Annotated in this window: 23 protein-coding genes and 1 pseudogene; 15 read left to right on the top strand and 9 right to left on the bottom strand. The window is 69.4% G+C overall.

Going from position 1 to position 21,272, the window contains the following annotated elements:
• The first annotated feature begins 390 nt into the window (after positions 1-390).
• The 4 genes from AC069H_RS17775 to AC069H_RS17760 are packed head-to-tail and all read left to right on the top strand — an operon-like array spanning position 391 to position 3,553.
• Complete coding sequence (locus tag AC069H_RS17775) at positions 391-909, top strand: Arc family DNA-binding protein (protein ID WP_478233033.1); 519 nt, start codon at positions 391-393, stop codon at positions 907-909.
• Between the two features lie 51 nt (positions 910-960).
• Positions 961-1,806, top strand: a complete 846-nt coding sequence (locus tag AC069H_RS17770) for a DUF4097 family beta strand repeat-containing protein (RefSeq protein ID WP_478230159.1) — start codon at positions 961-963, stop codon at positions 1,804-1,806.
• Between the two features lie 11 nt (positions 1,807-1,817).
• Complete coding sequence (locus tag AC069H_RS17765) at positions 1,818-2,768, top strand: ATP-binding cassette domain-containing protein (RefSeq protein ID WP_478233032.1); 951 nt, start codon at positions 1,818-1,820, stop codon at positions 2,766-2,768.
• Positions 2,765-3,553: an ABC transporter permease gene (locus tag AC069H_RS17760; protein ID WP_478230157.1), complete on the top strand. Its 789-nt coding sequence runs from the start codon at positions 2,765-2,767 to the stop codon at positions 3,551-3,553. The genes AC069H_RS17765 and AC069H_RS17760 overlap by 4 nt, the downstream gene beginning before the upstream one ends.
• 374 nt (positions 3,554-3,927) lie before the next feature.
• Here AC069H_RS17760 and AC069H_RS17755 read toward each other — a convergent pair whose 3' ends face one another.
• From AC069H_RS17755 to AC069H_RS17745, 3 genes are read right to left on the bottom strand one after another with little or no spacing between them, the layout of a single operon-like run.
• Positions 3,928-5,352, bottom strand: a complete 1,425-nt coding sequence (locus tag AC069H_RS17755; protein WP_478233031.1) for an alpha/beta hydrolase — start codon at positions 5,350-5,352, stop codon at positions 3,928-3,930.
• Positions 5,353-5,375: 23 nt separating this feature from the next.
• Entirely contained in the window at positions 5,376-6,095 is a 720-nt protein-coding gene (locus AC069H_RS17750) for an ABC transporter permease (protein ID WP_478230155.1), read from the bottom strand.
• A gap of 15 nt (positions 6,096-6,110) precedes the next feature.
• Positions 6,111-6,992, bottom strand: coding sequence for an ABC transporter ATP-binding protein (locus tag AC069H_RS17745; protein ID WP_478230154.1), 882 nt, complete (start codon positions 6,990-6,992; stop codon positions 6,111-6,113).
• Positions 6,993-7,110: 118 nt separating this feature from the next.
• Here AC069H_RS17745 and AC069H_RS17740 point away from each other — a divergent pair, with 118 nt between their 5' ends.
• Both AC069H_RS17740 and AC069H_RS17735 read left to right on the top strand, forming a co-directional pair.
• Positions 7,111-8,214 (top strand): sensor histidine kinase, encoded by a 1,104-nt coding sequence (locus AC069H_RS17740; protein ID WP_478233250.1) that lies wholly within the window; start codon positions 7,111-7,113, stop codon positions 8,212-8,214.
• A complete protein-coding gene (locus AC069H_RS17735; protein ID WP_478233030.1) occupies positions 8,211-8,813 on the top strand; it encodes a response regulator in 603 nt (200 codons plus the stop codon). Before AC069H_RS17740 ends, AC069H_RS17735 begins: the two co-directional genes overlap by 4 nt.
• Here the strand turns inward: AC069H_RS17735 and AC069H_RS17730 are convergent.
• Positions 8,810-9,379: a helix-turn-helix domain-containing protein gene (locus AC069H_RS17730; RefSeq protein WP_478233029.1), complete on the bottom strand. Its 570-nt coding sequence runs from the start codon at positions 9,377-9,379 to the stop codon at positions 8,810-8,812. The genes AC069H_RS17735 and AC069H_RS17730 overlap by 4 nt on opposite strands.
• Before the next feature lie 68 nt (positions 9,380-9,447).
• Here AC069H_RS17730 and AC069H_RS17725 point away from each other — a divergent pair, with 68 nt between their 5' ends.
• Genes AC069H_RS17725 through AC069H_RS17710 form a run of 4 tightly spaced genes read left to right on the top strand, consistent with a single transcriptional unit; the run spans position 9,448 to position 12,017 of the window.
• Positions 9,448-10,041: a class I SAM-dependent methyltransferase gene (locus tag AC069H_RS17725; RefSeq protein WP_478233028.1), complete on the top strand. Its 594-nt coding sequence runs from the start codon at positions 9,448-9,450 to the stop codon at positions 10,039-10,041.
• Entirely contained in the window at positions 10,038-10,502 is a 465-nt protein-coding gene (locus tag AC069H_RS17720) for a DinB family protein (protein WP_478233027.1), read from the top strand. Before AC069H_RS17725 ends, AC069H_RS17720 begins: the two co-directional genes overlap by 4 nt.
• A 14-nt stretch (positions 10,503-10,516) precedes the next feature.
• A complete protein-coding gene (locus AC069H_RS17715; RefSeq protein WP_478233026.1) occupies positions 10,517-11,488 on the top strand; it encodes an alpha/beta fold hydrolase in 972 nt (323 codons plus the stop codon).
• A 46-nt stretch (positions 11,489-11,534) separates the two neighbouring features.
• Positions 11,535-12,017: a DinB family protein gene (locus AC069H_RS17710; RefSeq protein WP_478233025.1), complete on the top strand. Its 483-nt coding sequence runs from the start codon at positions 11,535-11,537 to the stop codon at positions 12,015-12,017.
• Between the two features lie 49 nt (positions 12,018-12,066).
• Here AC069H_RS17710 and AC069H_RS17705 read toward each other — a convergent pair whose 3' ends face one another.
• The 3 genes and pseudogenes from AC069H_RS17705 to AC069H_RS17695 all read right to left on the bottom strand — a co-directional run bounded on the left by AC069H_RS17705 (position 12,067) and on the right by AC069H_RS17695 (position 14,655).
• Positions 12,067-13,224, bottom strand: a complete 1,158-nt coding sequence (locus AC069H_RS17705) for a S1 family peptidase (protein WP_478230148.1) — start codon at positions 13,222-13,224, stop codon at positions 12,067-12,069.
• Between the two features lie 188 nt (positions 13,225-13,412).
• Positions 13,413-14,163: pseudogene (locus AC069H_RS17700) on the bottom strand (TioE family transcriptional regulator).
• Between the two features lie 21 nt (positions 14,164-14,184).
• Entirely contained in the window at positions 14,185-14,655 is a 471-nt protein-coding gene (locus AC069H_RS17695; RefSeq protein WP_478233024.1) for a DUF6194 family protein, read from the bottom strand.
• A 62-nt stretch (positions 14,656-14,717) separates the two neighbouring features.
• Here AC069H_RS17695 and AC069H_RS17690 point away from each other — a divergent pair, with 62 nt between their 5' ends.
• Complete coding sequence (locus AC069H_RS17690; RefSeq protein ID WP_478233023.1) at positions 14,718-15,428, top strand: MerR family transcriptional regulator; 711 nt, start codon at positions 14,718-14,720, stop codon at positions 15,426-15,428.
• A 213-nt stretch (positions 15,429-15,641) separates the two neighbouring features.
• Here AC069H_RS17690 and AC069H_RS17685 read toward each other — a convergent pair whose 3' ends face one another.
• Positions 15,642-15,896, bottom strand: coding sequence for a hypothetical protein (locus AC069H_RS17685; RefSeq protein ID WP_478233022.1), 255 nt, complete (start codon positions 15,894-15,896; stop codon positions 15,642-15,644).
• A gap of 115 nt (positions 15,897-16,011) precedes the next feature.
• Here AC069H_RS17685 and AC069H_RS17680 point away from each other — a divergent pair, with 115 nt between their 5' ends.
• Positions 16,012-16,812 (top strand): class I SAM-dependent methyltransferase, encoded by an 801-nt coding sequence (locus AC069H_RS17680; protein ID WP_478233021.1) that lies wholly within the window; start codon positions 16,012-16,014, stop codon positions 16,810-16,812.
• Between the two features lie 60 nt (positions 16,813-16,872).
• Positions 16,873-18,438, top strand: a complete 1,566-nt coding sequence (locus AC069H_RS17675) for an adenylate/guanylate cyclase domain-containing protein (RefSeq protein ID WP_478233020.1) — start codon at positions 16,873-16,875, stop codon at positions 18,436-18,438.
• Positions 18,439-18,442: 4 nt separating this feature from the next.
• Here AC069H_RS17675 and AC069H_RS17670 read toward each other — a convergent pair whose 3' ends face one another.
• A complete protein-coding gene (locus AC069H_RS17670; RefSeq protein WP_478233019.1) occupies positions 18,443-19,630 on the bottom strand; it encodes a cytochrome P450 in 1,188 nt (395 codons plus the stop codon).
• A gap of 50 nt (positions 19,631-19,680) precedes the next feature.
• On the opposite strand from AC069H_RS17670, the gene AC069H_RS17665 reads away from it, so the two are divergent.
• Together AC069H_RS17665 and AC069H_RS17660 are read left to right on the top strand one after the other, a co-directional pair.
• Positions 19,681-20,757 (top strand): M20 family metallopeptidase, encoded by a 1,077-nt coding sequence (locus AC069H_RS17665; protein WP_478233018.1) that lies wholly within the window; start codon positions 19,681-19,683, stop codon positions 20,755-20,757.
• Positions 20,758-20,969: 212 nt separating this feature from the next.
• Positions 20,970-21,242, top strand: coding sequence for a hypothetical protein (locus AC069H_RS17660; protein WP_478230139.1), 273 nt, complete (start codon positions 20,970-20,972; stop codon positions 21,240-21,242).
• The last annotated feature ends 30 nt before the right edge of the window (positions 21,243-21,272 follow it).

Raw genomic sequence — 21,272 nt, 5'->3', positions numbered from 1 at the left:
GATGGGGTCCAGTGCGCAGACGCTCACCCGAACTGGTCGCATATGCTCTCTTCTGTCCACTGTGGATCTTCGATTTGTCAAGAGCCGCAGGGACATAAAGCGTTGCCCGCATGAGCGAGTGGTGCTCTTGTACGGTGGGAACCGGGTAGCGGCCCGCCTCGGGTGACCCCCACACTCGATGGCGGGTCGCTTCCTTTCCGCGCGGCTCGTGGCGATTCTGGCCCGCCGTGAACGATCCCGGCAACGCGTACGCCCGCGTCCTGCTTCCCCCGCCAGCGGAGACTGGCCGAAGGGGCAAAAACCGGCTCTGACCTGCATTGACGCCACTTTGGCACATTGTGGCGCCAAATTGACCTTGCCACGGTGCCATGGTGGTGCCATGATGGCATCATGGATTTGACGCCCTTTGTGGACAACGTTCGCCGGGAACTCGCCGTCGCCGCCGAGGCAGGGGGAGCCGAGGCGAGCGCGCTCGCCGAACGCCTGACCGCGCCGCTCGCGTCGGCCATTCGTCTCGCGCTGCTGGACGCGTTGTCCGCCGCGTCGGACGAGATCACCCGTGACCTCGCGCCGGGTTCGGTCGAGGTCCGGTTGCGTGCCGGGGAAGCCAGCTTCGCCGTCGCGCTGCCCGCGGTCGACCAGGCCGAGCCTGTCGCGGCCGCCGCGCCCGAGCCTCCGGCGGCGCCGCTGCCGGAGGACGAAGGAGCGACGGCCAGGATCAACTTCCGGCTTCCGGAACACCTCAAGACACGCGTCGAGGAAGCCGCGGCCGCGCAAGGCCGTTCGGTCAACGCGTGGCTCGTGCGTGCCGCGTCCGCGGCGTTGAACCCGTCGGACCGGCCCACGCCGCCCGTCCCGGCGAGCGGCGGTCACCGCGGTTCGCAGCGCTACACCGGCTGGGTCAGCTAGACCCCGAAGACCAGCACAAACACCGATCACATCACCTTCGAGGGGACAACCATGCCTTCTTTCGCCACCCCGGAACCCATTCTCGCGGACCTCGAGCCAGTCGTCGGCAATGTCCGCATCGTCGCCGGCGACCGCACCGACACGGTCGTCGAAGTGGCCCCGCTCGACGAGAACAACGATTCCGACGTCGACGCGGCGAAGCGGACCGTCGTCGAATTCTCCGGCGGCACACTGACCGTCCGTGCGCCGAAGATGCGCCTGCTCGACTTCTCCAACCGGACGAGGTCGATCGACGTGACCATCGAACTGCCCGCCGGTTCCCGGGTGCAGGGGAGTACCGGGCTCGGTGACCTGACCGTGACCGGGCGGATCGGCGGCTGCCGCTACCGGTCCGGGACCGGGCACATCCACCTCGACCGAACCGGGGAGCTGAAGCTGCACTCCGCGTCCGGGAACATCGTCGTCGAGCACGCCGAGGGCAACGCCGACATCAGCACGAGCTCCGGCCGCGTGCACGTCGGCGGGATCGAGGGCACCGCGGTGGTCAAGAACTCCAACGGGCCCACCACGATCGGGGCCGCCGCCGGTGCGATCCGCATCCGTTCGGCCAACGGCGACATCACCGTCGACAAGGCCGAAAGCGGCGTCGAAGCCAAGACCGCCAACGGTTCGGTCCGGGTGCTCGACGCCGCGCGGGGCACGCTCACCCTCGAGACGTCGTTGGGGGACATCGAGGTCGGCATCCGCGAGGGCAGCGCGGCCTGGCTCGACGTGAACACCCGCTTCGGCCGCGTCATCAACGACATGACCGCCGCCACCGCGCCCGGCGACGCGGCCGACAAGGTCGAAGTCCGCGCCGGTACCTCCGTCGGCGACATCGTCGTCCACCGTTCCTGAAGGGAATACCCATGAGACACCCGGCCATTTCCGCGACCGGACTGCGGAAGTCCTACGGCGACAAGGTCGTTCTGGACGGCATCGACCTGCACGTCCCGACCGGCACCGTCTTCTCGCTGCTCGGCCCCAACGGGGCGGGCAAGACCACCACGGTCAACATCCTGTCCACTTTGGTCACTCCGGACGCCGGTGCGGCGACCATCGCCGGAGCCGACCTGGGCACCGACCCGGACGGCGTCCGCGCCGCCATCGGCCTCACCGGCCAGTTCTCCGCCGTCGACAATCTGCTCACCGGCGAGGAGAACCTGTTCCTCATGGCGGATCTGCACCATCTGCCGCGCCGTGCGGGGCGCAAGCGCGCCGCCGAACTCCTGGAACGGTTCGAACTGTCCGACGCGGCGAAGAAGACGCCGTCCACCTTCTCGGGTGGCATGCGCCGCAAACTCGACCTGGCGATGACGTTGATCGGCGACCCGAAGGTCATCTTCCTCGATGAACCGACCACCGGCCTCGACCCGCGCAGCCGCCGCACGATGTGGCAGATCATCCGGGACCTCGTCGACAGCGGCGTGACGATCTTCCTCACCACGCAGTACCTGGAGGAGGCCGATCAGCTCGCGGACCGGGTCGCCGTCCTCGACGGCGGCCGGATCGTCGCGCAGGGCACGCCCGACGAGTTGAAGCGACGCGTCCCCGGCGGTCATATGCAGCTGAAGTTCCCCGACGCGATTTCCTTGCGTGACGCCACCCGCGTACTTCGAGTGTCCACTTCGGACGAAGAAGCGCTGGCGCTTCGCGTGCCGACCGACGGCACCGTCGCCGCCCTTCGCGCCGTGCTGGACCGCCTCGACGCCGAAGCCGTCGCCGTCGACAGCCTCACCGTGCACACGCCGGACCTCGACGACGTGTTCCTCAGCCTCACCGGTCACCGGACCGACGCCACCAAGGAGCTGGCCCGATGAGCACCCTGTCCCTTTCGATGCGCGACTCGGCGACCATGCTGCGCCGCAACATCCGGCATATGCGACGGTATCCGTCGCTCACCCTCATGCTGATCGGCCAGCCGATCGTGTTCCTGCTGCTGTTCGTCTACGTTTTCGGCGGCACACTCGGGAACGGGCTCGGCGGCGGAGGCGGCAGAGCCGAATATGTCGGCTATGTCACGCCCGCCATCCTGCTCGTGACCGTGTGCAGCGCCGCTCTCGGCACCGCGATCTCCGTCGCGACGGACATGACCGAAGGCATCATCGCGCGGTTCCGCACGATGGCGATCAGCAAGGCGTCGGTGCTGACCGGGCACGTCGTCGGCGCGCTCATCCAGACGACGATCGCCCTCGCCGTGGTCTTCGGGGTCACGCTGCTCATCGGCTTCTCGCCGACGGCGGGAGTCGGCGAATGGTTCGCGGTCGCCGGCCTGCTGTTGCTGCTGACCATCGCGCTCACCTGGCTTTCCGTGGCGCTGGGCCTGGCGGCCAAGAGCGTCGAGACGGCCAGCAACACGCCGATGATCTTCATGCTGCTGCCGTTCCTCGGCAGCGGGTTCGTGCCCACCGACTCGATGCCCGCGTGGCTGCGCTGGTTCGCCGACTACCAGCCGTTCACGCCGGTCATCGAAACCCTTCGCGGATTGCTGCTCGGCACTCCGATCGGCAGCAGCGGCTGGCTCGCGATCGGCTGGTGCGTCCTGCTCTCGGTCGCCGGGTATGTGTGGTCGAAGTCCTTGTTCGCCAAGGAACGCGACCGCTGAACCGGGACCTGAACTGGGGGTCGCCCCGGGCCGGGAACTCCGGCCCGGGGCGCTTGGTCTTTCTCGCATTCAGTCGACTGATCGCGGGGCTTCGCGCTGAGTGATTCGACGTTTGTGGTCGATTCATCCTTCGGTGTTGTTCGGCGTTTCGCTTCTCGCTTAAAATTACGAACTCGTGTTCGATCTGCCTGTCAGCCACGCCAGCGACGAGCCCTTCGGAATGCCACAGCACTGGCTCGAATGTGCGTGACCGGGCCGATCACGCACGACTGTGTGGATTTCGGGTCATCCAACGCCCCAAAATCCACACAGTCCTGTACGAGAGGGCCGGTCACGACCCGCCCGGACCGGGACCTGCCGCTGACGGACGCGGATCAGCAGGCGAAATCATCCCGCGGTCGCGTCCCGCCGACCAGGAACTCCGTCGCGAGGTCGTTCGCGCACTGGTTGTCCTTGTACAGGTACGCCAGATGTCCGCCCTGGTCGACGGTGACCATCCTGGCCCGGTCGCCGAAGGCTTGACGCAGCTTCCGTGCGCCCGCCGGCGGAGTGGCCGGGTCGCGGAGGTTCTGCACGATCAGGACGTTCGACGGGCCGCGGTCGGTGATCTTCACGGGCGGTTCGATCGGTTCGGAAGGCCAGAACGCGCACGGCGTGATGTTCGCGGCCGCGGCGCCGAACAGCGGGTGGCGGAAGCGGTCGATGGCGACGTTGCGCCGGTAGGTCTCGACGTCCTCCGGCCAGTCGGAGTCGTTGCAGATCACGTGCAGCTGGCTCGCGATGTAGTTGTCCGACGGGTAGCCCGCACTGGACGAGGACGAAGGGATGGGCTTCCCGGTGTCGAGCGCGCGCCAGGTTTCGGCGAGGTGCGGCAGCTTCTTGTCGTAGTAGAGATCGGCGAACGTGACGTGGCGGAACACCTGGCCGTTGTAGCCGTCCGGGCTCGGTGTCCTGTCCAGCCGCGCGGCGAGCTCGAAGTACTTCGCCGTCACCTGCGCCGACGTCCGGCCCAAGCCGTATTCGGGCTTGGAGGCGGCGAACTTCGCGAAGTCCGGGAAGCGGTCTTCGACGCCCTGGCCGAACAGGCGCGAGAAGGAGGCGTCCCAGCCGCCGGGGCCGGTCGCGCTGTCGAGCAGGAACCGGTCGCTGCGCTCGGGGAACAACGACGTGTACACCGAGCCGAGGTACGTGCCGTACGAGATGCCGAAGTAGTTCACCTTCCGCTCGCCGAGCGCCTCGCGCACCCGGTCCATGTCGCGGGCGGTGTTGGCGGTGGTCATGTACGGCAGGAGCGGGGCGGTGGCCGAGGAGCCGCATTTCGCGGCGACGGCGGCGACCCGCTGGGCCTCGCTCGTGACGTCGGCCGAGTTCCTGGCGTACGTCGGGATGTTGGTCGGATGCTCCGCGAGGGACAGCCCGCACGTCACCGGCGTGCTGTTGTGGACCCCGCGCGGATCCATCCCGATGACGTCGTAGCTGTCCAGCACCTCCTGCGGGATGTTCAACTTCTTGAGGGTGGCCGGAAAGGCCAGCCCTTCGCCGCCGGGGCCGCCGGTGTTGGTGAGCAGTACGCCGCGGCGCTTCTCCGGTTCGGTGCTCGCCAGCCGGGAGATCGCGATCTCGATGGTCCTGCCGCCGGGGTCGCGGTAGTCCAGCGGGACCTGGATCGTGCCGCACTCCAGTCCGAGGCCCGCCGCCTCTTCCGGGCACGGCCCCCAATTCGGCGCTGTCGACGCGAGCGCCGGGGTCGCCGCGGCCACCAGCACGATGGCGAGAACGGGAAGGAGGGCTTTGCGCATGAGTGTTCCTCCACTTCGGACGGTCATCGGCGCGGCTCCCAGCGGAAGAGCCGCGACGCCAGGACGACAGCGACGACGACCCACGCCAGCGTCGGAGCGAGCAAGAGCAGTGAATCGGTGATGGCCACGCCGCCGTTCCAGGCGTTGACCGCGAGTTCGGTGGCCGAGCCGCCGGGCAGCAGCCGCTTGAGCAAGGTCAGCTCGTCGGTACCGGAGATGCCGACCCAGCTGGCGACGGCGATCACACCGAGACTGACCGGCAAGGTGGTGACCTGGGCGTGCTCGGGGGAGTTGGTCAGGCCCGCGGTGGCCAGGCCGAGGCCGATCATCATGGCGACGCTGGCGAGCACCGCCGCCACCAGCAGGGCGACGTCGGCGGGTGCTCCGGTGATCGCGCCCAGCACGACCATGATCACCGTCACCTGGACGAGCGAGATGACGGTGACCGGCAGCACCAGGCCGGCCAGGATGGACGCGTCACCCGCCGCGGTGGAGCGCAAGCGCTTGAGGAAGAGGTTCTGCCGCCGCGAGGCCAGTGTGGTCACCGCGCTGGTGTAGAGGCCGAACGCGCATACGGTGAACATCACGATCGCCGCGATGTAGCCGAGACTGCCGATCTTGGCGAAGACTTCGTGCTGGTAGACGAAGAACGCGGAGATGGCCAGTGGCATCACGAAACTGGTGATCAGGACCGAGCGGTTCCGGAAGATCTGGATCAGTTCGCTACGGGCTATCGAAAGCATGAGAGTCCTTTGTGGCTAGTCGTTGTCGATGGCGCGGAACACGTCGTCGAGCCGGGTCGGGCCCGCTTCGAGGTCCCGCAGTTCGACCGCGTTGTCCCGCGCCCACCGCAGCAGGACGTGCAGGTCCTTCTGCAGGCCGAAGGTCTCGATGACGAACTTCCCGTCGTGTTCACGCCTGCCCTGCAGCGGCAACGCCGGAGCCGAGGGCGGCAGGGAGAACCGGATCACGGCGGGCAGCGTCCGCGTGAGTTCGGAGACCGTGCCCTCCTGGTGGAAGGTGCCCCGGTGCATCAGGCCGATGCGGTCGGCGCGCTGCTGGGCCTCTTCCAGGTAATGCGTGGTGAGCACGATGGTCGAACCGTCCTCGCGGAGTTTGTCGACCGCGTCCCACAGCGCGTCCCGGGACTGGATGTCCAGACCTGTCGTCGGCTCGTCCAGGAACACCAGCCGCGGCGAGCCGTACACCGCGGTCGCGAAGTCGAGCCGCCGCTTCTCGCCACCGGAAAGCTGGGACACCTTCGTGCCGGCCTTGCGGGTCAGGTCCACGATGCCGAGGACCCGTTCGAGCCGGTCCGTGCGCCGGGTCAGGCTCCCGATCAGGCGGATCGATTCCTTCACCGTCAGATCCGGGGAGAAACCGCTCTCCTGCAACATGATGCCCATCTCGGGGCGGACGGCGGCGCGGTCCCGCGGGCTCTTGCCCAGCACGCGCACCGTGCCCGACGTCGGGTTCCGGTGTCCTTCCAGGGTTTCCAGGGTCGAGGTCTTCCCGGCGCCATTCGTGCCCAGCAGGGCGTAGAACTCGCCCTGCCGGACCTGGAAGGACAGGTCCTTCACGGCGTGGAAGTCGCCGTACTTGAGGTTCAGGCGGTCAACGTCGATTGCTGTCGAAGTCATGGCACGATTTCAGCCGCTCGGCCGCGCGCCGGCCAGTGCGGTCACGTCATGATCGGATATGACGTGGTGTCACTGTTGTCCGCGGCGGCGGAGGGCCGATACTGGACTCATGTCTGATGTGGACAGCGAGCCGGCGAAGGGAAAGCTGCGCAGGCTCAACCTCACCATGTTCTTCCCGCTGCTGGTCGTCGGCGGGGTGATCGTGGTCGTGTCCGACGCGCGGACCTGGTGGCACGCGGTCGTCCTGGGCGTGGGCGTGCTGGCGGCCATGGTGGCCTTCGTGCGGTGGGCGGCGGGCGAGGTCCTGCGGGTGGCGATCCCGTGCCTGGTCGTCACGGCGGCCGTGTGGCCGTTCTCGGTGCTGGTGGCAGGCGGGAGTTCGTCGTTCTTCGGCGTCTTCCTCGTGGGTTCCCTGGTCGTTCCCCAATTGCCCCGCCACCGGATCGCGGCGGCCGTCGCGCTGGTCGCGTACGTCGCGGGGGTGGGTGCGCTGAGATTGCTGGTCTCCCACGAGGACGTCTCCGGTGAGCTGGTCAGCTTCGTGTTCGTCCCCGCGGCGATCACCGCCGTCGTGCTCGGGCTCATGTTCCCCAACAAGCGGTTCTACGACGTCGTCAAGGAGCTCGAAGAGTCGCGCGAGCGGGAGGCGGAATTGGCCGTGATCAGGGAGCGCGTCCGGTTCGCGAGCGACCTGCACGACATCCAGGGCCACACGCTGCACGTGGTGAAGCTCAAGGCCGCGCTCGCCAGGAAGCTGGTGGACATCGACGCCGAGCGGGCCAAACAGGAACTGGGGGAGATCCACGCGCTCGTGGCCGACACGATCACCCAGACGAAGGAACTCGCCTACGCCCAGCGCCGGCTCAACCTTTCCGCCGAACTGGAGAACGCGAGGAACCTTTTCGAGGCCGCGGGGATCCGCGTGCGCGTCAACCGGGAGGCGGACGTCGATCCGGCGGCGGGCAGGCTGCTCGGCCAGGTCCTGCGCGAGACCACGACCAACATCCTGCGCCACGCGCAGGCCACCCGCGTGCGGATCACGCTGTCGGAATGGAGCATCAGTATCGTCAACGACGGTGCCCAGCGAGCGCCGCTGCCCGAACTCCGGGGGCTGGCCGCGCTCGAACAGCGTGTCGTCGCGGACGGTGGTGAACTGACGGTGCAACAGGAAGACGGGCAGTTCGTGACGGCCGCGTCCTTCCCGGGCGGGGAGGAACGATGACCACGGTCGTGCTCGCTGACGACGAAGCCCTGCTGCGCAAGGCGATGGCCGCGTTGCTCCCGCTCGAAGGCGAGATCACCGTCCTGGCCGAGGCGGAGAACGGCGAGGAAGCCGTCGAGGCCACCTTGCGGCACGAGCCCGACGTTCTCGTCATCGACCTCGAAATGCCCGGGGTGGACGGGCTGGGCGCGGTCGCGGAGATCCGCCGCACCCGGCCGAACCAGGTCATCCTCATGCTGACCCGGCACGCGAAGCCCGGGGTACTCCGCAAGGCCCTCAAACTCGGTGTCCAGGGCTTCGTGAGCAAGGCCGCCGAGCCGTCGCACATCACGTTCGTCATCGGCACCCTGCATCAGGGCAAACGCTGGATCGACCCCGACGTCTCCGCGCTCGCCGTCGTCGACGACTGTCCCCTGACCGAGCGGGAGCTGGAGGTGCTGCGGGTGACCGGTGAGGGCTATTCCGTCGCCGAGATCGCCGCCCAGCTCCACCTCGCGCAGGGCACGGTGCGGAATTACCTCTCGAACGCCATGCAGAAGACCCAGACGCAGACCCGGCACCAGGCCGCCAGGTACGCCCGCGAACACGACTGGCTCTAGCGCGCCCGGACGTGCGCGCGCTCGCCCTGCGGTCCGAAAAGGACAAGGGTTTCGACGGCCTTCCCGTCGGCCGAGCCGAGCCAATGCGGCAGCGCGGTGTCGAACTCGGCGGCCTCGCCGGGCGGCAGGACCATGTCGCGGTCGCCGACCACCAGCCGCAACCGTCCATTGAGGACATACACCCATTCGTAACCGCCGTGGGTCTGCGGCGTGGGCTCCGCCGGTTCGGCCCGGCTGGGGATGAGCATCTTGAACGCCTGCACCCCGCCGGTCCGCCGGGTGAGCGGCAGGAACGTCATGCCGTGCCGGTGGATCGGCTGGAGGTGGATGCGTGGATCGCCGGTCCGGGGAGCGCCGACGAGGTCGTCGAGCGGCACGCCGTGCACGCGGGCCAGCGGCAGCAGTAGCTCCAGCGTGGGACGGCGGCCGCCGCTTTCCAGCCGCGACAAGGTGCTTTCCGAGATCCCGGTCGTCGCAGACAGCTCGGCCAGGGTCAGGCCCCGGTGTTTGCGCAGCGCCCGCAGCCGGGGGCCGACCGCGTCGAGCACCTCGTCCGTCTCGTCCATGTCGCCGATCTTGCCAGGTCGGCAAGTTTTCGTGCCAATTCGGATGCTCCGGGGCGAAGGTGGCGGTCATGAACGCGACGGAATTCTGGGACGAACTCTACGAACGGGGCGTCGCCGAAGCGCCGAAGGTGAACGCGAGACTGGCCGAGATCGCGGGCCCGCTGGCCCCGGGCACCGCGCTCGACCTTGGCTGCGGTGGCGGGGGAGACGCGTTGTGGCTGGCCGCGCGAGGGTGGCGAGTGACCGCGGTGGACATCTCCGGAGCGGCCGTGCGCTCGCTCCAGGCACGCGGCGCGCCGATCACAGCGCTCCGCGTCGATCTCGCCGACGATTTCCCTGACGGCGCCTTCGACCTGGTGTCGGCGCAGTACTTCCACACACCGTTCGAACTGGACAGGGCCCGCGTCCTGCGCACCGCCGCGGGCTCGGTGAATCCCGGCGGGCGGCTGGTCGTGGTCGACCACGGCTCCGCCGCGCCCTGGTCGTGGGACCAGGACGCCGACTACCCCACTCCCGGCGAGGTGGCGGCCGAACTGGAGCTCGACCCGATGGACTGGTCGATCGACCGCGCGGAGGCGGCGGAGCGCCTGGCCACCGGCCCGGCGGGCCGGACCGCGACCGTCATCGACCACGTCCTGGTGCTCCGGCGGGCCGGGCGATGAGCCGTGAACGCGACGCCGGGCCGCCTGCGACGGGTGCCGGGGAGAAGGACGTCCTCGCCGGGTTCCTCGACTATCTCCGCGCCGCGGTCATGGCCAAGGCCGAAGGGGTGCCGGAAGACCGCGCCCGCACTCCCGGCGTGCCGTCCGGCACGAATCTGCTGGGCCTGGTCAAACACCTGACCCACGTCGAACGCCACTGGCTGCTCGGTCACCGCGTCACCGACTGGAAGGCCACGTTCCAGCCGGGTCCGGACGACACGACGGCGTCGATTCTCGCCGCCTACCGGGAAACCGTCGCCGAGGCGAACGCCGAGATCGCGTCCTGGGACGACCTCGCCGCGACCGGACCCCGCCGGGGATCACGGCGCTGGACGCTGACCCACCTGATCGAAGAAACCGCACGGCATGCGGGACACGCCGACATCCTGCGCGAACTGATCGATGGCGCCACCGGGCGCTGAAACGGAGATCCCCCATGTTCCACCGAGCCGCCGCGTTCGTCGCGGCCCTCGTCCTGCTGACGGCCTGCGGTTCGCCCCCGGCCGCCGCCCCGCCCCACGAGAACGTCACCCGCGGCGACGCGGCGTTCGCTCGGCAGTTCCGGCACGAGTTCGCCGACGTCGACGGCGTGAAGATGCACTACGTCACCGGTGGCAAGGGCGCCCCGCTAGTCCTGCTGCACGGCTGGCCGCAGACCTGGTACGGCTGGCACCGGGTCATGCCCGCGCTGGCCGAGCACTTCACGGTGTACGCCCTCGACCTGCCGGGCCTCGGCGACAGCGCCGGTTCGCCGCCCAGCTACGACAAGGCGACCCTCGCCCGCTACGTGCACGGCCTCGTCGCCGGACGGCTCGGCCTGCGCGACGTCCGGATCGCCGGGCACGATCTCGGTGCCGCGGTCGCCTTCCAGTACGCGGCGCAGTTCCCCGGCGATCTCACCAAACTCGCGTACCTCGATCTGCCGCTGCCAGGCCCCGCGCTCGACGCGACGGCCTACCGGAACCTGAGCTGGCACATCGCCTTCCACTCGCAGAAGACGGTTCCCGAAGCCGTCGTCGGCGACGACGTCCGCGAGTACCTGTCCCTGTTCTATCCGCAGGTCGCCTACTCGGGGACGGCTTTCGGCGGACCAGGGGCGCCGTCGCCGTTCGACGACGCCGAGATCGACGAGTACGCCCGCACCTACACGAGGCCGGAGGTCCTGCACGGCGGTTTCGAGCTCTACCGCACGCTTGCGCAGGACGCGACCGCGAACGCCGGCGCGAAGCCCATCACGACTCCCACCCTGCTGATGACCGCGGAAGGATTGCTCGAGCCGCAGAAGGCCACCCTGGCGCCTCGCGTCGCCGACCTGGCTCGCGCCGTCGAGGTGCCGAGGGCGGGACATTGGCTCGCCGAGGAGAATCCGGAGTTCGTGAGCGCCGAGTTGGTCGGCTTCCTGAAGTAGGACAACGTGGTTGCCCGGGATCGACGGTCTTTGCGATGCTTCCCCCATGTCCACGCTGGAAGTCCTCGGCCACCCGTTCCGCGAGCAGTTCGAGGTCTTCCTCGACGAGCACCGTCGTGTTCTCGACGAGTCGCTGGAAGGGCTGACCGAGGAGGAGGCCCGCCGGTCACTCGTTCCCTCCCGGACGACCCTGCTCGGGTTGGTGAAGCACGCGACCTTCGTGGAGAAGGTGTGGTTCGACGAAGCCGTCACCTGCCGCCCGCGTACCGAGATCGGCCTCCCCGCCACGCCCGACGAGTCGTTCATCCTCGGCGAGGAGGACACGATCGCCACGGTGCGGCAGGCGTATCGCGAGGCCTGCGAGGCGTCGCGGAAGGCGGCGGCCGCCCTCGGCCTGGACGACCTGCTCCACGGGAACCGGCGCGGCCCGCTTCCGCTGCGCTGGGTCTACCTGCACGTGCTGCGTGAGCTCGCTCAGCACGGCGGCCACGCGGACATCCTGCGCGAGCAGATCCTCAGTTCCCGGTAGACGACGATGACCGGGGAGCGGTCGCTCCCCGGTCATCGCGCGTCGTTCGTCAGGAACGGGTCAGCGTGACCCCGTACTTGTTCGCCGCGTCCACGACGGGCTGGTAGTAGGAGTACGAACCCGTGGCGTTGGAGCCCTGGTTCCAGCCGCAGTCGTGACCGTCGGCGGGGCCGCCGGAGGTCATGCCCTGCGCGGTGTTGCCCGCGATGTAGGCGCCGCCGCTGTCACCGCCCTCGGTGCAGACGGTCGACTTCGCCAGCCCGGTGGTGGCGACGCTTTCGCCGCTGTAGCGGACGGTCTGGTTGTACGCGGTGATCTTGCCGCAGGTCCAGCCGGTGGTGTTGCCCGCCTTGCACAGCGTGGTGCCGACCGGTGCCTTCGAGCTGCCGGTGATCCGCACCGTGGTGCCCATGCGGGTGTCCACGTAGCCGCGGCCGGTGTCCTCGGCGTCGATGTCCATCAGGCCCATGTCGGCCGACGGGAACTGGGTGGCCACGCCGCGGCCGATGTGGACGCCGTTGCGGTTGAGGATGTCCGGGTTGCCTTCGACGCAGTGTCCCGCGGTGAGCATCACGTTGTTGCCGCTGCTGGTGGTGCCGGGGAAGCCGAGCGAGCAGTTGGTGCCGGGGACGAGGTCCATGATCTGGCCGGGGATGACGTCGGCCTGCGTGGTGTTCCCGTTGGCGACACCGGTCTGGACCGACACGCCCGGCAGCGCCGTGAGACGGCGGACGAGGGCGCTGTCGGCGCCCGGCTGCACGGTGACGACGACCTGGTCGGCCGCGAGTTCCGGACCCCAGGACTGGACCTGCCCGACGTCCTTGCCGATCACCGTGCCGACCTTGGCGGACAGGGCGTTCAGCGCGTTCTCGCCGCGGGCGCCGGTGCGCGGGGTCAGCCCGGCCGAGCGCAGCTCCTTGGCCGAGCCGGCGTCGGCGTTCACCACGAGGGCGCCGGCGTCGTCGAAGTACGCGCCGTCCGTGTGGAGGCCGCGGGTTCTGATGCTGTCCAGCGATGCGATCAGGTTCTTTTCGTGGTCCAGCTTCTGGGCGGCCTGAAGCGGGCTGACCTTGAGCTGGGCGGCGAGCGTTTCGAGCATCGTCTGGTCGTAGGCGGTGACCGGCGCGGCGGTCGCCGGCACGGCGAGCGCGCCGATTCCGGCACAGACACTCAGCAGGGTGAGCATGACGGGTCCGCGAATTCGCATGCGAATTTCCTTCGATAAGGAGGGAACGACGAACCGCCGGAATATGTTCGGAAAGCGCAGGGGACCGGGCGGTTCATCTCGACGTCACGCACAGTACGAGCGCCCGTACGGCATGCCGTAGCGCCGAAAGTAGGATCCGTGATCACGGACCTACTTTCGTATGCGGAAAACGTGGAATGCCCGCGTATTCAATTGCGCGGAGGTGTCATTGACGCAAAAGTGTCAGTGCGCGCCGGTATGGTCGAGATAGCTCTCCAGCGCGGCGGCACCGGAGAGCAGGGCGCGGCCCCTGGCCGAGAGACGCGAGTGCCAGTCGCGCAGCGTCGACTCCAGCGGAACGACCCCGCCTGCCGAACGGACCTGGTCGAGCACCGGCGCGATTCGCTCCAGGAGATAGCCACCGCGTCTGAGCTGATGGGTCAGTTTCGCGTCGCGCACGTCGGCCGCGCTGTAGACGCGATAGCCGGTCTTCGGGTCGCGTTCGGGCCGCAGAAGACCCGCTCGTTCCCATTCACGCAGGGTGGCGGGCCGGACGCCGAGCTTCCGGGCCAGCGGGCCGACGAACATCTCGCCCCGCTCCTGCGCCACGGGCTCGAGATCGCGGAGCGCGGCCGCGACGGCCTGAAGGGTGCGGCGATCGTCGAGCAACTGGGCGTGGCTTTCGTCGATGAGCCGGAGAGCTTCCTCGACCGCGTCCTGGTTGACCGCCCGCATGATCGACGTCGCCGTCGCGTGGCCATGCCCTGGCACGAGGGCGAGGAACGCGCGCAAGGCTCGCGCGTGCAGTGGCGTGTAGGTGCGATAGCCCTGCGGACCGCGTTCGGCGGCGGGCAGGATGCCGTCCGCCTCGTAATTGCGGACGGCTTGCGTGGACAGGCCGTGTTCGCGCGCCAGGTCGACCGGCCTGAGCCGCTCACGGGGTTGAAGGTTCCGGCCCACCGCCCAACGATATTCGCTCCGCTAGCCGCGAGAGGAATCCGCCCGTCGTTCGTAACGGGCCCGAGCCAGCCGGTACGCGGTTTCCAGCAGTTCGCGGACGGCGGTTTCGGTCTTCGACGCCGGGTTCACCACCGCCACCCAGCCCGCGGTCCCGTACACGGGGTGGGCGATCAGGGTGTCGGTGCCGGAGGCGTCGGCCGGGGTCGTCTCCTTGGGGGTGTGGCCGAGCCGCCGGGTGAACTCCTCCTTGCCGGCGTGGACGTTCACGCGGAACGTGTCCGGGCGGTCCAGCCGCGAGCTCTCGTCGCCGGGGTAGTTCTTGGTCACGATCGTCGCGAAGGGCTGGACGTTCGTCGGGACGACACCGTCGGGCGAGTAATAGAAGAACGCGTCGCCCCAGCTGAGTTCCGGCCATTCGTCGCCAGGGCCGGGGGTGAGGGTCAGGACGCCGTCGAGGCCCGATACGAGGCCGATGATCTCTTCGATGGTCATGTGCTCAAGCGTGGCATTAAAGTGCTTGTGGAGGGTTCGAGCGGGTTTTCGACGGAGTGCAGGTGCCAAGTCTCAAATCGATGCGCACGGCCGAGGTCGCGCGCCTGGCGGGGTGCTCCGTCCAGCAGGTGCGCAACCTCGAACGCGACGGCGTGCTCCCGGCGGCGTCGCGGACGGCCTCTGGCTACCGGAGCTACGGCGAGATCCATTTCCGGTCCGCGCTGGCCTACCGCGCGCTCGCCGCCGGGGTGGGGCCGGTCGAGGCCAAGAAGATCGTCCGCGCCGTACACCGGGATCCGCTCCCCGACGTGCTCGCGCTCCTCGACGCCGCCCACGCCGGGCTCGACGCCGAACGCGCGGATCTCCGGGAGGCCAGGGAAGCGGTCCGGGTGATCTCCCGCGAACCGATCGAAGACGTGCGCGGGTCGGACTCGATGGGCGTCTCCGAGCTCGCGTCGGCGCTCGGCGTGCGCCCGTCGACGCTGCGGCACTGGGACACGGAACGGCTCGTCGTCCCCGGCCGGGATCAGCGGGGAACGCGGCGGTACACGCCTTCCCAGGTGCGGGACGCGCGGATCGTGCAGCAGCTACGGCTGGCCGGTTACCGCGTCGCGCCGCTTCGTGCCTTGATGCCGGAACTGCGGCGCTCTCGGCGGCTGGAGGACGTCGCGTCCGCGCTCGCCGCCAGGGACGCCGGGATCACGGCGCGCTCGCGGGCGCTTTTCGACGGTACCGCCGAGCTTTCCCGCGTCGTGAGTGGTAAGGACGGTTAGTGCCAAGGGTGTCTTAGGTACCTACTGGATGTGGTGGCAGTTGGTCGCAGGTCCGTGAAGGCCTCCTTGCCTACCCTGAAGGTAGGGAAGGAGGCCTTCACGGACAGGAAGGCCTCCATGTACTTCAGGGGCGAGCAAGGGCGGCGGTGGCAGGATGGCCACGTCTCGTGAGTGGTGAGGACGGTTAGAACCGTCCTTGCCACTCACGAGGTCTCAGCGCGTGCAGCGCCAGAAGACCGTCGCCGTGTAGGGCGAGATGACCAGCTTGAAGTACTCCTCGCAGTCGGTGAACCCGGCCCGCTCCGCCTGGGTCCTGGCGTCGTGGCGGGCGTAGAAGAGCGCGAGGCCGAAGTCGCTCGACCCGTGCCCGACGAATTCCCTGGTCTCCTGGACACTCGCCGCTGCGGGGGTGGCGATCGTGCCCATCATGGCGGCCGCGCCGAGCAGCGCGAGCAACGTTTTCCTCATGCCGGCCACGCTAGGGCCGGAACGGTGCGCGATTCGCCCACTGGATGGACGGTTCCGCGGCCTCCGTCCGTCGCAGCCGGGTTCGTACGGGCCGCGAAACGGCTATCGTCGCGGCATGTCTTCTCGCAAAGTGGGAACCCAGCGGGCCTTCGACGCGGCCGCCGCCGATTTCGCCTCGCTCGGCAGGCATCTCTGGGAACCGATCGGCGCCGCCACGGTGGCGGCCGCCGGAATTGGTGAAGGAGACCGCGTCCTCGACGCCTGCTGCGGCACCGGAGCGTCGGCGATTCCCGCGGCGCGTGCCGTCGGTGCCGGTGGCGTGGTGGACGCGATCGATCTTTCGGGGCCGATGATCGGCGAACTGCGCCGCCTTTCGGCCGATCTGCCGCAGTTGCGCGCGCACGAGGCCGACGCGACGGCGTGGGACACCGGCGATTACGACGTCGTGCAATCCGCGCTCGGCATCTTCTTCTTTCCCGACATGACGGACGGCGCCGAGCGGCTGATCGGCCGGGCCCGGTCCGGCGGCCGGGCCGTGTTCACGATCTGGCGCCGCGGGTCCATGGTGACGGCCGGCCGCCATCTCGGCCGCGCGGTGGCGGCCGTGACCGATTCCGCGCCGCCGGAGCGTGAGCCGGGCTTGATCGACCGCATCAACGAAGCCGGTCCCTACTCCGAATGGCTTTCCGGGCGGCGTCTGTCCGATGTGGACGTCGTGGTGAACGAGCTGCGGCTGGCCATGACACCGGAGATCGCGTGGCTGGTCGTCATCGGCTCCGGATTCCGCGGACTGCTTGACGACCTCGAACCCGGCGTCGTCGAACAGGTGCGTGAGCGCTACCTCGATTCGTTGCTGGCCGAAGGCGTGACCGAACTCGACGCCACCACGCTGATCGGCTCCGGCACCGTCCGCTGACGACCGCGCCCGCTTCGGTGTACAGTCGTTCACTCAAACCGGGTGAACGGCGGGACACGGGTGCGACCAGACAACAACGACTCCTCTGTCCGGGGCCGAGGGCAGGGGCCGTTCGGCTCTTGGCTGCTCGGCCCGCTCGACCAGGATTCGGCCGTGTTGCGCCGTCGCGTCCAAGGACTGCTCACCGGGACGCTGATCGCGACCAACGTCATCGGCGCGCTGGTCGTGGTCGGGCTGGCGGCGCTGCTCATGCCCGCGCCCGGTATGTCCGGCGACCTCGTCCGCGTGACCGCGATCGCGGTCCCCGTCTACGTGGTCTCCGCCGTCGTCGTGGGCGCGCTGTGGGGCACCCGCGGCGCGCTGCGGACACTGCGCTGGGCCGCCGACGGCCGGACGCCGAGCGACGAGGAGCGCGTGGCCAGCCTTCGTGTCCCGTTGCGCCTGACGCTGGTCCAGGCGGTGTTGTGGGGCGTCGCGACGGCGGTGTTCGGTGTGCTGGCCGCGCTGGTGCAGCCGCGGGTCGTGCTCACCGAGCTGCTCGTGGTCGCGTTCGCGGGGATCGTCGTCTGCGCGATCGCCTACCTGGCCGGGGAGTTCATCCTGCGGCCGTACGCGGCCCTCGCCCTCGCGGGCACCTCGCCGGACCGGCCGCTCAGCGGCGGGGTCAACCTGCGGATGCTGCTGTTCTGGTGCCTCGGCACCGGGGTGCCGGTGGCCGGGCTGGTGGTCACGGCGGTGCTGGCGTGGGTGCGCGGCGACGTGTCGACCACGAAGCTCGCCATCTCGGTCATCGCGCTCGGCCTCGTCGTGCTGGTCTTCGGTCTCCTGGTGACTGTGTTCACCGCCCGCGCCGTGGTGAACCCGATCCGGTCGGTGCAGCACGCGCTGGGCCGGGTCCGGGCCGGTGACTTCGCCGTGGAGATCCCGGTCTACGACGGCACCGAACTCGGTCTGCTGCAAGCGGGTTTCAACGGGATGGCCGTCGGTCTCGCCGAACGCGAACGCTTGCGCGACCTGTTCGGCAGGCACGTCGGCGAGGACGTCGCGAGCGAGGCGATGCGCACGTCGACCGAACTCGGCGGCACGGTGCGGACGGTGTCGGTCTTGTTCGTCGACCTGATCGGTTCGACGGCGCTGGCCGCCAGCCGTCCGCCCGAAGAGGTCGTCGGCCTGCTCAACCGGTTCTTCGCGGTGGTGGTCGACGAGGTCGACCGCAACCACGGACTGGTCAACAAGTTCGTCGGTGACGCCGCGCTGGCGATCTTCGGCGCACCTGTTCGGCTGGAGGACCACGCGACCCTCGCGCTGTCCGCGGGCCGGGCGATTTCGCGCAGGCTGGCGGCGGAGGTACCCGAATGCCCGGCGGGGATCGGCGTGGCGACGGGTGAGGTGGTCGCCGGGAACGTCGGCGACCCGCGGCGGTTCGAGTACACGGTGATCGGCGATCCGGTCAACGAAGCCGCCCGGCTGACCGAACTGGCGAAGAACGTCGAAGCCCGGTTGCTCGCTTCGTGGACGGCGATCGAGTCGGCGGCCGAGGGCGAGGCCGCGCACTGGAGGGCGACGGAGGACGTCACCCTGCGAGGCCGCACCCGGCCCACCACACTCGCGACACCCAAGTCCTGACCCGTCAGGCGAATTCGAGCCGCAGGCTTTCGAGGCCGCGCAGCGTCACTTGCTTCACCCAGACCGGATCCGCGGTCCGGTGGAAGGCGCGGCCGGCGCCGAGCAGCGCCTCGAACAGGGTGCGGCCCTCCAGCCGCGCCAGCGGGGCGCCGAGGCAGAAGTGGATGCCTTGCCCCAGCGCGAGATGTCTCGGCGAGGGACGGCCGACGTCGAAGCGGTCCGGGTCCTCGTGCGCGCGCGGGTCGCGGTTGGCCGCTCCCAGCAGCACGACCGTCTGTGCGCCCTCGCCGACGGACTGGCCGCCGACGGTCGTGTCCCGCAGCGCGAGCCGCGTGGTCAGCTGGACGGGAGAGTCGTACCGGAGCATCTCCTCGACCGCGTTCGGGATCTTCGAGCGGTCTTCGGCCAGTTCCCGGTGCTGGCCCGGATGGTTCAGCAACGCGAGGATCCCGTTGCCGATCAGGTTGGTCGTCGTTTCGTGCCCGGCGACCAGCAGGAGCATCGCGGTGATCACCAGTTCGCCTTCGCTGAGCCGGTCGCCCTCGTCGGACACCGACACCAGATCGGAGAACAGGTCGCCGGTCGGCCGCCTCCGCCGTTCCTTCGCCAGCTCGCGGAAGTAGGCGACGAATTCGCGCCGGGCGGCGACGGCCGCGGCGACGGTTTCCTTCGCGATCAGGAAAGAGGGGTCGAGCGCGCGCCCCATGGCGTGCGACCAGCCTTCGAAGCGGTCGCGGTCGGCCAGCGGTACCCCGAGCAGCTCGCTGATGACCACGACCGGCAACGGCTTCGCGACCTCGGTTATCAGGTCGAATTCGCCCATTTCGAGCGCTTTCGACACCAGTTCCTTCGCCAGTTCTTCGATCCTCGGGGCGAGCTGCTCGACCATCCTCGGCGTGAACGCCTTGGAGACCAGCCGCCGCAGCCGCGTGTGATCGGGCGGGTCGAGCGCGAGGAACGACCGGATCACCCGGCCCTGCTCGTCGACCGGCTCGTTCTCGTGCGGATCCGGCAGTACCTCGGGCTCCGAGTGCCCGAACGCGGGGTTCCTCAGCAGCGCCGATGCCTCTTCGAACCCGCTGACCACGAAGAACCGGTCGGCGGCCTCGAACACCGGACCGCGGGCGAAGACCTGGCGGTAGAACGGATACGGATCGGCTCTGGTCTCCGGTGCGAGCAGGTTTTCGAGCATGATCCCGATCCTATGCGCGACGGCGTTCTCGCCTGCGCGAAAGTATCGGCATGACTGTCGACGCGATGATCGAAGACCTCAGGACCCTCGTCGAGATCGAGTCGCCTTCGGGGGACATCGAGGCTTTGACGGCGTCGGCCGAGGCGGTCGCCGCCCTCGTCGAGGCTCGACTCGGTGGAACGGCGAGCCTGGTGGAGAGCGCGGCGGGACCGCACGTCCGGTGGTCCGGCGGCGGCGAACCGCGCGTGCTGATCCTCGGGCACCACGACACCGTGTTCCCGGTCGGCACGCTGGCCCGCCGACCGTTCGCGGTGACCGGCGGCCGGGTGACCGGACCCGGGGTGTTCGACATGCTCGGCGGGCTGGTGCAGGCGATCCACGGCCTGGCCGCGCTCGGCGACAGGACCGGGGTCGAGATCCTGGTGACGGCCGACGAGGAGACGGGCTCGCACGAATCCCGCGCGCTCATCGAGGAGCGCGCCCGCGCGTGCGGCGCGGTGCTCGTGTTCGAAGGAGCGGCCGACGGCGGCGGCCTCAAGATCGGCCGCAAGGGCTGTGGCACGCTCGAGGTCGTCGTCACCGGCCGGGCGTCGCACGCCGGCCTCGAGCCCGCGGCCGGGGTCAACGCGCTGACCGAAGCCGCGCATCAGGTGCTGGCGATCGCCGCGCTCGACCGGCCCGAGGCCGGGACGAGCGTCACCCCGACGGTCGCCTCGGCGGGAACGGCGAGCAACGTCGTGCCCGCGTCCGCGACCGTCGTGGTCGACGTGCGGGTCGAGTCCGCCGAGGAGAAGGAGCGCGTCGAAGCCGGGTTCGCCGCGCTCACCCCGCGCCTGCGAGGGGCGGAACTCGTGGTGCGGGGCGGGATCCACCGGCCGCCGATGCCCGAGTCGGCGGCCGCGGACCTCTTCGCCGTCGCGCGACGGCTGCTGCCCGGAGTCGCCGGGGTGGCCGTCGGCGGCGGGAGCGACGGCAACCTCACGGCCGCGATCGGCGTCCCGACCCTCGACGGGCTCGGCGCCGTCGGCGGTGGCGCGCACGCCGATCATGAGTACCTGCTGGTCGAGTCGATGGTGGAACGGGCAGAGCTGGCCGCCGGGCTGGTGAAGGCGATCCGGGGCCACTGATCGCCGCGCATTCAGTCGACTGACTGCGGGACTTCGGTCTCGCGGGCGGCAAGGGATGAGGGTCGAGTTTCCTACCCTCAGGGTAGTGAAGGAGGCCTTCACGGACTGGCCGGGCATCCCGCCGCCGCATTCAGTCGACTAAGCGCGAGGGGTGACTCGCCAGTTCTTGCCCGATTTCGGGCAAGAACTGGCGTTTCGATAGCCCGATGTGCATGATGGGCTCCGTGGAGGACGCGGACATCGTCGAGCAGGTGGCCTTGTCGACGGGTCTGTCGACGGCCATCGCCGCCCGTGTCGTCGAGGACGTCCTGGCGTTCTACCGGCAGCCGGTCGAGCAGTACGTCCGGGAGCGGCATGCCCGGTTGCAGGCCGATGGCAGGAAGAACCCGGAGATCTTCCCCCGTATCGCCGGCGAGTTGAGCCGTCGTCTCGTCGCGCCTCCCGACCTGTCCGAGCGGCAACTGCGCCGCATCGTCTACGGCTGACGGAACACGCCCGTCCGTTTTCTTTTGTGA

The sequence above is a fragment of the Amycolatopsis sp. NPDC043887 genome (genome assembly GCF_056435665.1).
Note: the sequence above shows the minus strand (reverse complement) of the source record. Positions and strands in the feature narration are given on the sequence as shown.